At 37.2% G+C, this 12,690-nt stretch carries 9 protein-coding genes; all 9 read right to left on the reverse strand.

What is annotated here, in order from left to right:
* Positions 1 to 3 precede the first annotated feature (3 nt).
* The 9 genes from mutL to yfmF all read right to left on the reverse strand — a co-directional run bounded on the left by mutL (position 4) and on the right by yfmF (position 12,689).
* Positions 4 to 1,926 carry a DNA mismatch repair endonuclease MutL gene (gene mutL, locus AC6UDD_RS04125; RefSeq protein ID WP_500718962.1) on the reverse strand — a complete coding sequence of 641 codons (1,923 nt, stop codon included), beginning with the start codon at positions 1,924 to 1,926 and terminating at the stop codon, positions 4 to 6.
* Between the two features lie 12 nt (positions 1,927 to 1,938).
* Entirely contained in the window at positions 1,939 to 4,587 is a 2,649-nt protein-coding gene (gene mutS, locus AC6UDD_RS04130) for a DNA mismatch repair protein MutS (protein WP_500718964.1), read from the reverse strand.
* Between the two features lie 15 nt (positions 4,588 to 4,602).
* Positions 4,603 to 5,412 (reverse strand): TIGR00282 family metallophosphoesterase, encoded by an 810-nt coding sequence (locus tag AC6UDD_RS04135; protein WP_500718966.1) that lies wholly within the window; start codon positions 5,410 to 5,412, stop codon positions 4,603 to 4,605.
* Between the two features lie 83 nt (positions 5,413 to 5,495).
* Positions 5,496 to 7,052 carry a ribonuclease Y gene (rny, locus tag AC6UDD_RS04140; protein ID WP_500696083.1) on the reverse strand — a complete coding sequence of 519 codons (1,557 nt, stop codon included), beginning with the start codon at positions 7,050 to 7,052 and terminating at the stop codon, positions 5,496 to 5,498.
* Positions 7,053 to 7,191: 139 nt separating this feature from the next.
* Positions 7,192 to 8,430 carry a competence/damage-inducible protein A gene (locus tag AC6UDD_RS04145; protein WP_500718968.1) on the reverse strand — a complete coding sequence of 413 codons (1,239 nt, stop codon included), beginning with the start codon at positions 8,428 to 8,430 and terminating at the stop codon, positions 7,192 to 7,194.
* A gap of 23 nt (positions 8,431 to 8,453) precedes the next feature.
* Positions 8,454 to 9,035 (reverse strand): CDP-diacylglycerol--glycerol-3-phosphate 3-phosphatidyltransferase, encoded by a 582-nt coding sequence (gene pgsA, locus AC6UDD_RS04150; protein ID WP_500694381.1) that lies wholly within the window; start codon positions 9,033 to 9,035, stop codon positions 8,454 to 8,456.
* An 81-nt stretch (positions 9,036 to 9,116) separates the two neighbouring features.
* The gene (locus AC6UDD_RS04155) at positions 9,117 to 10,076 is read right to left on the reverse strand and encodes a helix-turn-helix domain-containing protein (protein ID WP_500718970.1); all 960 of its coding nucleotides are present in this window, start codon (positions 10,074 to 10,076) and stop codon (positions 9,117 to 9,119) included.
* Positions 10,077 to 10,147: 71 nt separating this feature from the next.
* A complete protein-coding gene (gene yfmH, locus AC6UDD_RS04160; RefSeq protein WP_500718973.1) occupies positions 10,148 to 11,434 on the reverse strand; it encodes an EF-P 5-aminopentanol modification-associated protein YfmH in 1,287 nt (428 codons plus the stop codon).
* Positions 11,427 to 12,689 carry an EF-P 5-aminopentanol modification-associated protein YfmF gene (yfmF, locus tag AC6UDD_RS04165; RefSeq protein ID WP_500718975.1) on the reverse strand — a complete coding sequence of 421 codons (1,263 nt, stop codon included), beginning with the start codon at positions 12,687 to 12,689 and terminating at the stop codon, positions 11,427 to 11,429. Before yfmF ends, yfmH begins: the two co-directional genes overlap by 8 nt.
* Between the last annotated feature and the right edge of the window lies 1 nt (position 12,690).

Consider the following 12,690-nt stretch of genomic DNA (forward strand, 5'->3'; position numbering starts at 1 on the left):
GGATTAAAAATTCACATCTCCACTTTGATGCGGGTCCTGAATTCGCTTAAACATGGTTTCCAGATCTGAATTAGAAAAATGAACTAAAACAGGACGGCCATGAGGACAATTAAAGGGATTCTCACACTGAGGTAACTTATCTAACAAGGCCTGAGCCTGGCGTTTATCAAGATGATGATTGGCTTTAATTGCTCGTTTACAACTCATCATGATGGCAGCCTTTTCTCTAAACTGTGCAATTGAAAGCTGTTGATTACTCAAAACCCAGTCAATCATTTCTTTAATGGTATCTTCTTCCTGACCAGCCTTAAACCAAACCGGATGTTGCCTAATGACAAAACTATTTTTTCCAAACGACTCCAAATGAATTCCGTTCTGCTCTAAAAGATCCAAATGATTGGAAATAATCAAAGCATCACTGGCAGTGTAATCAAGAACAATGGGAACCAACAATTTTTGCTTGTCCTCACTCACATTGCCAACTTGTTTTCGATAGTATTCATAATTAATCCGTTCTTGAGCGGCATGTTGATCAATAACATACATCCCGTCTGAACTTTCGGCAATTAGGTACGTACCATGCACCTGACCAACGTACCGTAATTGTGGAAAATCATGGGATGAATTTGGGCTTTGTTGCTTGTCACCAAACGGTAAGTCGACTTCTTCATTTTCATACTTTGCTTTAAAGTTACGAACGGGATTTGAATCTAAATCATTTTTTCGATAAATCATAACCGGCTGATGATTAGCTGGATAAGCGTTGTGATCAGCCACCGACTTCATCGAATCAGACTTACTAACCTGTGGAATCGAGCTTTTTTGTGTATCTTGATTATCATCTTCATAGAGTTGATTTAAATTCAGTGAAATTTCCGTAGAATTATGACGTGCAACTCCATTTTTTAAAGTTTGGTTATTCATAGCATCTGGAATCAAATTTTGTTTGGCCAAAGCATCATAAATTGTTTGTGAGATAAAGGAACTTAATTCCTTCTTTTTAGAAATTCTGATTTCTTCTTTTGAAGGATGCACGTTAACGTCAACTAAAGTTGGATCCATCTTGATACTTAAAACGACAATCGGATATCTTCCGACCATCAGTTTCGATCCGTACCCATCAATAATCGCATGATCAATTCCAAAATCACGAATAAATCGTCCATTAACGATTACAGACGTATATTTACGGCTTGCTCTAGTTAACTCTGGCAAGCTGACGTACCCACTTAGTTTAAAGTCTGGATTTTCAGCGCTAATCGGAATCATCTGCTTCATACTCCGATTGCCATAGATTCCGGCAATAACCTGTTGCATGTTGTTTCGGCCCGAAGTCCGTAAGAGTTCACGATCATTATGAGTCAAAGAAAAAGCAATTTCAGGATGACTAAGTGCCAGTCGATTAACAATATCAGATATCTTAGATAGCTCAGTAGATGGTGCCTTTAAATATTTTAACCGGTTAGGGGTATTAAAGAAAAGATCAGAAACGACGACCGATGTTCCTCTTCGTGCCTGTGACGGCTCCGTTTTTACAACTTTACCACCATGAATTTTAATTTCAGATCCCTGCTCTTTACCATCAGAAGTCCTCATTTCCACGTCAGACACAGAGGCAATACTAGGCAATGCTTCACCACGAAATCCTAATGATTTAACCCGAAACAAATCACGTTTATTATTAATTTTACTCGTAGCAAAACGACGAAACGCCAACTCAACTTGATCGGGAGCAATTCCGGATCCATTATCAATCACCTTAATCTTTTTAAGGCCATAATCAACCACTTCAATGTCAATCTTACTACTACTGGCATCAATTGAATTTTCAACTAGTTCTTTTACTACCGATGCCGGCCTCTCAACAACTTCTCCAGCTGAAATTTGATCGGAAAGGATTGTCGGTAATTGATGAATTTCGGACACAATATCACCGCCTTAATTTTCTAACTTAGTCTTCCATTTATACACCAAATTCATGATCTGAATCGGAGTCTTACTCATAAGATCTGTATTCTCAATGTCCTCAATAATCTTACTTTTGTTTTTATCTAATGACTTATCATTTTTGGGGTCATCCACTTTAAACAATGCCATTTGTTCTGAATCATTTAAATCAATTGAATTAGATGGCGTAGTAGATGCTGGTTTATCTTTATGAACAAAACCTTGATCCTGAGTAGCATGATTATCACTACTTTTTTGTTGCTCATCATCTTCTAACTTTAAAAGAACCGTGCTAGCGCGCTTCAACAACTGATCAGGAAGGCCAGCTAACTTAGCAACATTAATCCCATAGGAACGATCGGCTGGTCCATCCATAATTTTATGAAGAAAAACCAGGTTGCCATCTTTTTCGACTGCTCCAACGTGGACATTCTTTAAATGTTTTAACTCCTGATCTAGCTCGGTTAATTCATGGTAATGAGTTGAAAATAGTGTTTTCGCACCAATATGATCATGAATATACTCAATGATAGCTTGTGCAAGTGCCATGCCATCATATGTGGAAGTTCCTCGTCCAATTTCGTCAAACAAAATCAGTGAATTAGCGGAAGCATGTTTCAAGGCTTCATTGGCTTCCCTCATCTCCACCATAAACGTACTTTTACCCGAAATAAGGTCATCGGCAGCACCAATTCGAGTGAAAATTTGATCGAATATGGGCATCTCAGCTGCATCAGCTGGAACAAAACACCCCATTTGTGCCAGGATTACAATTAGGGCTAGCTGTCTCATGTATGTGCTTTTACCGGACATGTTAGGACCAGTAATTAATAATTCAGAAATGTCTGGATTCATTATTACATCATTTGGAACATAACTTTGAGCTCCCATCACACGCTCCACAACGGGATGACGTCCTGCTTTAATGTTCAAATCATGACCATTATTAAACTTAGGCTTTACAAATTGATACTTCTCAGAAATAGTCGCAAAGCTCTGCAAAACGTCTAAACGTGAAATTCCACTCGCTAACTTCTGAATTCGCGGAATCTGCTTCTTAATCTTATCTCTAACCTGTGTAAAAATTTCATATTCTAAACTTTTAGATTTCTCTTCTGCTTCTAAAATAATCGATTCTTTTTCCTTTAGTTCCGGCGTTGAAAAACGTTCTGCATTGGTAAGTGTCTGGAGACGTTCATACCTACTATCATCAAGTTTACCAAGATTACCTTTCGATACTTCAATATAGTAGCCAAATACCCGATTATAACCAATCTTGAGGTTATGAATCCCAGTCTTCTGACGTTCCTTAGCTTCCATATCAGCTAACCATTTTTTACCATTCTTCATGGCATCCCGATACTGATCAAGTTGTTCATTATATCCATTTCTAATGACTCCACCATCCGTGACAGAAATTGGGGGTTCTGAAACGATGGCGTCTTTTATTAATTCATACACATCATTAACATCATCAAGTTTTTGATAAATTTCATCAAACTCTGGAGTATCTAAGTCATTTAAAACGTGCTTAATTTTGGGAATTTGTTCGAGTGAAGTCTCAAGCTGGATTAAATCTCTACCATTGACTCCGCCAAACGAAATTCGCCCAGAAAGTCGCTCTAAATCATAAACTTTAATCAAATTGTCGGCAAGCTCACTACGCTCATAATAATTATCTAAGAGCGTCCCAACTAGATTTTGGCGTTGTTCAATCTCTTTCCGATTAATTAGCGGCCGCTCTAACCACTGCTTGAGTTTTCTGCCACCCATTGCCGTTTTAGTATCGTCAACAATCCATAGCAGCGTACCACTCTTTTTGCCGGTTCTAATGTTTTTAGTTAGTTCCAGGTTGTATTGCGAATTATGATCAATTTTTAAAAAAGAACTAGGCTCATATCTAACTGCTGGTTGAATATGAGATAAACTACGTTTTTGTGTGTCCGAAATATAAGTTAATAACATTTTAAGGGAGTCAATTAGCGTTGGATCATCAATATTAGTAATGACATTTGACCCCACCTCTGCAGTTTGATTCTCTTTTGAAATAAGAACACCAATTTCCTTTAGTTGATGAATCAAACTATCATCGATCGAATCGTTAACTACAATCTCTTTTGAATTAAGATTAATCACTTCATTTAAGACAGCTTCATCACTTGCTAACAAGCTAACCTTTAACTCACCTGTAGAAAGATCAATATACGAAAATCCAAAAGAACGCTCATTGTTATTATAAGTAACAGCAGTCAAGTAGTTATTGACTTTGGCATTTTCGGCATTAGCATCAGTTTGAGTTCCGGGAGTAATTAGTTGAATAACATCCCGATCTACCATTCCCTTAGCAGTCCGAGGGTCTTCCATTTGTTCACAGATTGCCACCTTATATCCCTTGTCAACTAAGGTATCAATATAATTTTGAACGGATTGATGAGGAACACCACACATCGGAATGGGGTTATCTGACTTCCTACTTCGTTTGGTTAAAGTTAACTCCAACAATTGCGCACCCTTAATAGCATCCTCGTTAAACAATTCGTAAAAATCGCCAATTCGATAGAACAAAAAAGCATCAGGATATTGATCCTTAACTTTTTGATACTGTTGCATCATTGGCGTAGTTTGTTTTGATTTTGCCATTAACATCGCTCCTCTTTAAAATTCTTGGTATGGGTGATCCTTGTTAATTAAAATATTCCTAATTTTTTTAGCTTTGCCAGACTTGTTATCGACATCAATGTAGCAGCCTGACAACACTGCTGCACCAGTCTCTTGAACCTCAAATCGATTAGGACGTGCCGTCATAAACTTATTAATGACGGGTTCAAACTTCATCCCAATCACACCATCATCTGGTCCTGTCATACCTGCATCAGTTAAAAAAGCCGTTCCCCTTGGTAAGATTTGTCCGTCACTAGTCTGCACATGGGTATGAGTACCCACTAACGCGGAGATTTTTCCATCCAAATGAAGTGCCATGGCCTTCTTTTCACTAGTAGTTTCGGCATGAAAATCCACAAAAATGATATTAACACCATTGGTATGTAATTTATCGAGAAGCGTGTCAACTTTACCAAATGGATCATCGATTTCATCCATAAACACGCGACCTTGAAGGTTAATCACAGCTACCATACTGCCATTAACGTTCATTTCTATGTAGCCCTTTCCTGGGACATCTTTTCCAGGATAGTTAAGGGGCCGAATCAAATTTTGAGTTTGATTAATAAAGTCAAAGATTTCTGGATTATTCCAGGCATGATTCCCCAAAGTAATCACGTCCGCTCCGGCATGCATAATTTTTAAGTAAAGATCATGATTAATCCCACGTCCCACCTTTGTTGCATTTTCACCATTTATAATGGTTACCTGTGGTTTTAAATCATGTTTTAGTAAGGGTAAATATTTTTCTACCGTTGCCACCCCAATATTGCCAACCGTGTCACCTAAAAATAAAAATCGCATATCCGCTCTCCATCTTCTACTGTAATGCCTTTATTTTACACTGATAAATCAAAATAAAAAAGACCAGGATAATCTCTGATCTTTTACTTGGCATATTCAACTGAGCGGACTTCCCGAATCACATCTACCTTGACATGACCAGGATGATTCATTTCCTTTTCAATCTTATCTTTAATATCTCTGGCAAGTACAATTGCTTCTGTGTCAGAAATCTTTTCGGGTTTGGCAATCACTCTAATTTCGCGACCCGCCTGAACAGCGTAACTCTTGGAAACTTCGTCAAAACTATTACTAATTTTTTCAAGTTTATCTAAACGATGAACGAAGCTTTCAAGCGAATCACTCTTAGCACCAGGTCGTGCCATTGAAATCTTATCAGCAACATCAACTAATTCTGAAATCATATAATGCGGCTCACTTTTTTGACCACCTAACTGAATTGTATCAATCACTTCTGGGCTCTCACCATATTTCTTTGCAATATCAATCCCAGCATCAACATATGAAACATCAGTTCCACTATTTGACGACAGACCGATCTCACGCAACAATCCCGCTCTTTTCGCTAATGTAACATCTTCACCTAACTCAGCAGCAAACACTCCCGCCAATTTTGCTACTTGAATGGAGCGTGATAAAACATTTTGTCCATATGAAATTTTATATTTCAATTGACCAATTAATTTAATCAAATCAGGGTTCATTGAATGAATCCCTAAATCAAAGACAACGTTTTCCCCAGTCTCTTGAATTTGGGCATCGAGTTCTTTTTTACTTTTCTCAACCATTTCTTCAATACGTGCTGGATGGATCCTTCCATCTTTAATCAACTTTTCAAGTGCCATTTTGGCGACTTCACGTCGAACTGGATTAAAACCACTTAAAACCACCGCATTGGGAGTGTCATCAATAATTAGATCAATCCCAGTCAATGATTCAAAGGTTCTAATGTTTCGACCCTCACGTCCAATGATTCTACCTTTCATATCATCATTGGGTAAAGTTACTACAGACACAGTAGTCTCAGAGACAATATCAGCAGAACTCTGTTGAAGTGCTTCAACAATCAAGTTTTTAGCATCCTTAGCAGAGGCTTCTTTAGCAGCATCGTAACTCTCCTTAATCATTTGAGCACGAGTATCAGCCAATTCTTGCTTAGTCTCATCAATTACCATCGTACGAGCTTCCTCTTTAGTTAAATTAGAAACTCTGGCAACTTCCTGTTGCCGTTTTTCAATAAGTGAATCTGCTTTTTGTTGTTTCTTTGTCAGTTCTTGCTTTTCTTTTTCAAGTTTCTCTTCTTGACGTTCCAAAGAATTATCACGTTTCTCAAACGCACTATCCTTTCGATCAAGCGTTTCTTCACGTTTCAACAAACGATCTTCTTGTTTTTGAACTTCAAGACGACGCTTTTTCAACTCTTTTTCTACTTGAAGCCGATAAGCATTTCCCTTCTCTTTTGCCTCTAAACTAGCTTCTTTAAGCGAGTTCTCAGCTTGCTTTTCAGCATCAGAAAGGATATCTTTTGCACTTTCATGAGCAGCATCTAACTTCTTCTCAGATACCTGCTTATAGGTGAACTGACCAATCAAAAAACCAACAACGACAGCGATAACAGCGGAAACAACTGTAACTATCATTTACATATGCCTCCGTATCACTAATAAAAAATTTATTTAAATAACTAACATAAACGTTATTCACTTCTTAATTCTAAAGTTTAGAAAAATTAGTGTCAACTAGTATGTACAAAATAGGAGAACCAATATCATCCTATTTTCACTTTAAATTATCATAAATCATTTTAAGACCGCATTTTGTAGCGTAATCACGAATTTCATTTCGATCTTTGCCAAAATTAAATTCACGGGTCTTAACCTCACCATCAGGTAATGAAATTCCTACCCAGAAATTTCCGGCAGGATGTCCCTCCAATTTATCAGGTCCAGCAACTCCGGTAAAAGAGACTGAAACGTCAGTACTGAGAATTGCTTTCGAATTTTTAGCCATCCAAACAGCCGTTTCGGATGAGACCACTCCGTGCTTATCAATCACTTCGCTTGGAATGCGCAAGACATCCTCTTTCACTTTAGCCGAATAAGTCACAAATCCACCTGGGAAAACATCAGAGACCCCTGAGACATCACCAAGCCGGCTCTGAAACATCCCAGCAGTAAGTGATTCTGCCGCAGTGATCGACAATGCTTTCTTTTTAAGAATATTAACAGCTACTTTAGCCAATGAGTTGTCATCACCAAAACCATAGAAGTATTGGCCTACCACCGCATTTACTTTAAATATCATTTCGTCGATTAAGTGATCGACATCTGATTTTTTCTTTCCACTTGCAGTAATTCTAAGTGTAACTTCATTTCGCTTGGCGTACGTTGCTAAAGTTGGATTTGTCTGATGAGAGATCAAGGACTTTAGTTGATCCTCAAGCTCCGTTTCACCAATTCCAAAGAAGCGCATTACTTTGGAAGCAATAACGGGATTTCCACTAGCTAATTTAGTCAGAATTGGAAGTGCATATTTAGTAAACATGTGTTGCATCTCAACTGGTGGTCCGGGTAAAACCAAGTAATCACAGTTCTTAGTCGTAAGAAACATACCAACGGCAAAGCCATTATCATTTGGTAATACATTCGCACCATGGATATATTCAGCTTGAATATCAGCATTTTGAGGCTTTTCCATTGGATAATTTTTATGAAAATGATTAATTTTTTCCAGTGCTTTTTGATCCGTATCTAACCCAAGACCCAAATGCTTAGCTAGCACAATCTTAGTAATGTCATCTTCGGTAGGACCTAACCCACCTGTCAAAACCACTAAGTTGCTTCGACTTTCAGCAAGTTTTATAACAGCTTCTAACCGTTTGTAATTATCGCCAACGGTGTCCTGAAAGTAAACATCAATTCCTAAATTTGCCAGATGACGCGCAATAAAGGGCGCACTGGTGTCAGTAATTTCACCAAGGAGAATTTCCGTCCCAACTGATATTATTTCAGCATTCATCAAACCACTCCTAACTGTATTAATTAAAATGAATCAGAAAAAACTTTTCGGTTCTTGTAAAAGTACTCAATGCCAGAGTAAATGGTAAAGAATAAGCAAATGTACAAACAGATTTGTCCCATAGGCAGATTAATGTTATTAAATAATGCATTATTTAATAACAGAATAATTATTGCAATCATCTGGAAAAAGGTTTTAATCTTACCTGGCCACGCAGCCGCAACAACTTCACCATCATTTTCCACAACAATTAAACGTAAACCAGTCACAGCTAATTCACGACAAACAATGATAGCCGCAATCCAACTAGCAACACTTCCAAGACCAACTAAGACAATGAAGGCACACATTACCAACATCTTATCCGCTAACGGGTCAGCAAATTTTCCAAAATTAGTCACCAGGTGTTGTCTTCTAGCAATTTGACCATCCAAAAAGTCCGTTAACGCTGCCACAATGAATACTACAGTAGCTAAAACTTGTGTAACTGGAATCATGGTTCCCACGATCATCACGCTGCCAAGATCCATTGGCACAACCAGTAAAATCAAAAATATGGGTATCAAAATTATTCTAAATAAAGTTAATTTATTTGGTAAGTTCAAAAGTTTATCCTCCTGAGGTTAAACGCTAAAATAACGACCTGCTATCTTTAACAGATCGTTATTTAGGTTTTGGGTTAAAGCTTATTTTGTAATTTTAAAAGTAACGTTTCTAACTTGAGCGTTGCCATTGTTAGCGGGTTTTTCTAAATTAGCCTTTTGACCGTTAATTGTGATGTCAGTAGCGGGAGCGTTACCAAGGTTAACGTTAAATTCTTTCGTGTTAGCTGGAATGGTAACATCATGAGTTTGATTGGGATTTAAAGTTCCCTGCCAAACCTGTGATCCATTAACCGAAACAGCCGACCAAGACTTGGCATTTCCCTTTAAAGTGACCTTCGTTTCTTTTTCGTTGGTTTTAACGTTGTACTCGTTCTCATTAGCACCCTTAGCAATCTGGGTTCCTTGATTATTCTGATTCTTTGTTTTTGCCTTTTGGGCCTTATCCTGAGCGGCCTTCTTCGAACGCGAACTAGCCATCGAACTTGAACTATCAGAAGATACGGAAACAGACGTTGTACTTGAAGTAGTATCTGAATTGTGATGAGCTAACTTTCCGGCTCCAACCCAGATAACTCCAATGATAATAATCACAATGACCACAATTCCAACAATTGGAATTAGTTTCTTCATACCAGAACCTGAAGGACCTGATTCTGGACTCGTTGAGTGATGTCTAACAGAACGTTGTTTGGGCATCTCAGACTGAACTGGTTGAGGATTTTCCTTAATGTTATTTTGATCCTCGCCATTATCGTCCTCAGAAGAGCCAAACTTTTCTCCACCAGGAAGCTCTGAGTCATATTTTTGAATAAACTCGCTTCCGTTTAAACCAACTGCATCTGCAAACTGTTTAACAAAAGCACGAACGTAAAAATCACCAGGCAGTGCCTTAAAATCATCTTGTTCAATTGCTTCTAAATAACGCTTTTGAATTTTAGTTTTCTTTTGAACGTCATCAATTGACATCCCTGAGTCAACTCTAGCCTTACGCAATAATTGACCAATATTCACACTTTTTTGATTTTTTTCTTCTTTATCCATATGTAAAACCCCATCGTTTTAGATTTCATTGTCAGTATATCACAACGCCTTGTCTTAAAAAAAGATATACATTAGGAAATAACCTTCAAAGTTGTTTTATTAAAGTCAAAAAATTTACTAGCAAAATCAATTACCTCATGAACGGAAAGTTGGTTTAAGATTTGAACTTCATCAAAAAGATTGGTATATCCATTTAGTGGATCTCCCATTTGATTCGCAATAGCCGAGTTGGAATTCATAAGTGAAATATACTGTCCAATCTCTTCTCGCTTAATTAGGCTAAAAATCTTAGATAATTTTGCGTCGTCATTTAATCCATTCTCAATTTCACGTTCAACGGCTTTTTGAAACTCTTCTGGACGATTTGAGTCTTCGGCAAAGATCACAAATTGATAGCCATCTTCTAGATCAAAATCATAACCAAACGAGTCATTTATGATCCCTTCGGAATAGAGTTTTTGATATGGTTCAGCGTCTTCAGAAAAAATCATCGACAAAAACAGTCCCAATGATAATTCATTTTTAGTAAATTGGACTCCACTACTAATCTCATCAGGTCCTCTAAATCCAACGGCAACTTTTCCCGTTGTCAAATTCATGGTAGAGTGCTCATCCGCTATAATCGAGCTTTTTTTAATGGCATCGTTTGTTTGCTGCTTCAAAGTCAAAATCTCAGATTGACTCGTTGAAGGAATAGCTCTTTCAAGTCTTTCAATCCTTTCAATCGCATCACTCTCGTTGACATTTCCAACGATCATCAAATCCATATTGTTAGGAACATAATACTGGTTATACATCGCATACAAGTCTTCTGTCGTAATTTTGGCAATTGAATCAATTGTCCCCGCAATATCATGATCAAGCGGAGAGTTATGATACATATTTCCGATCGTATCAAAATAAATTCTAGAACTGGGATCATCCTGGTACATCATAATTTCTTGTCCAATGATGCCCTGCTCTTTTTGAACTTTTTTTTCGTCAAAATACGGATGCTGAACCAAATCAACTAAAACATCTAAATTATCACCAACATGATTAGTTGTATTGAAAAGATAACTGGTTTGATCAAAACTCGTAAACGCATTTGAATCCGATCCATATTTGCCAAACTGATCACTTGAATCATAATTCCGTTTATCAAACATTTTATGTTCCAAAAAATGAGCAATTCCGAGCGGCATCTTTCGGGATCGTTTATTTTCCAAAATCAAATTATTAATTGCACCAAAATGAACGTTTAAAATGCCGTAGGTTGAATGAAATCCTGGCTTAGAGTCAATAAATACTTTCATTCCGTTATCTAATTTATAGCGGTAAACCGTTTCATTTAGCTTGTCATACTTAAGTTCAACCATTATTAATTCCTTCCAATAAAAATTTAGCCCGCAATTTAAACTTCGAAGCTACTTGACTTACATCGTCACTGGTAACCCCTCTGACCCTACTAATCCATTGACTGGGGCTCAAATCGATCCCATATAGTTCATTAATAAAATCACCATTAAGCGTTCGGCGCTGGTTATCAAATTTAGAATAATATCCATCAATCAACGCTGATTTAATGTCTAAAAATCGCTGATCCAAATACTCTTGTTTCTGAATTAAACTAACTTGCTCATCAATTAACTGGTTAACTTGATCCACATCTCCCGCGTTAATGCCACTTTCAATTAACACATACCCCAAAGTAGAATTATAATTACTCGAAATGTAATATGCTAAACTATGTTTTTCACGAATATTGTGAAACATTAATGATTGTTGAGTTCCTCCAAGTAAAGCATTAAAAACAATTGCCGCGTAATAGTCATCATCATTTACGAAAATAGGAAAATCAAAAGCTAAATCAAACTTGGATTGTTCTCCATAAATTTTTTCAACCTGAGTCCTGATCGGTAAGGAGCTAAAATTGCGATTTATTGATTCACTAAATTCCCTTCTGGGTAAAAACGTCAGATGCGTCTCAATCATCTGAGTTTGTTTCTCCGAGAGATCTCCTAAAATCGAAATATAAATCTCGTCGTTTTTAAGAAGGCTTTCCCACTCTCTTACAACAGCTTCATTTTCTAAGCTTTTAATTTGCTCCCGATTTCCAATGATTGAATTGGCATAATTGGGTTGGTCGGAAAAGTAAAGCTCTCGAGCTCTCTTCGCTGCATAATAACGATGGTCATCATTAAGAGAATCTAAATATTGAATTAAATTTTTTCGTTGAATTTCAAATTGTTCATTGACGTAATGCTCGCCATCAAGGTTGGGATGAAAAATAACTTCTGAAAGAAAAGTTAACGCATCGTCAAAAACGTCAGAATTATCCAACGTAAATTCATCATTAACAAAGCTCATAACCACTCTCAACACACTGCGATTACCAACTTTAAACACATTCGTGCCAAAACTGGCACCAAATAGTTCGGAAAGTCTTCTAGCCAACTTTAATTTTGAATCGTACTTGTGACTATAATTTTCTATCATTTCAGAAACCATGGTTCTAGCAGAATAATCTGCATAGTTTAACGGGGCAACAAAGTCAATTGTGATCGCTGTTGTTTTGAATTTATTACTTTCATGAACATTTAAATGAACCCCATCTGTGATTGTTTTTTTCAAA

The organism is Fructilactobacillus sp. X2R1C3, assembly GCF_059901425.1.

Excerpts from the sequence above, each read along its gene's own strand:
- mutS (WP_500718964.1), bottom strand. The coding sequence starts at position 4,587 with ATGGCAAAATCAAAACAAACTACGCCAATGATGCAACAGTATCAAAAA.
- AC6UDD_RS04145 (WP_500718968.1), bottom strand. The coding sequence starts at position 8,430 with ATGAATGCTGAAATAATATCAGTTGGGACGGAAATTCTCCTTGGTGAA.
- rny (WP_500696083.1), bottom strand. The coding sequence starts at position 7,052 with ATGATAGTTACAGTTGTTTCCGCTGTTATCGCTGTCGTTGTTGGTTTT.
- AC6UDD_RS04155 (WP_500718970.1), bottom strand. The coding sequence starts at position 10,076 with ATGGATAAAGAAGAAAAAAATCAAAAAAGTGTGAATATTGGTCAATTA.
- yfmH (WP_500718973.1), bottom strand. The coding sequence starts at position 11,434 with ATGGTTGAACTTAAGTATGACAAGCTAAATGAAACGGTTTACCGCTAT.
- AC6UDD_RS04135 (WP_500718966.1), bottom strand. The coding sequence starts at position 5,412 with ATGCGATTTTTATTTTTAGGTGACACGGTTGGCAATATTGGGGTGGCA.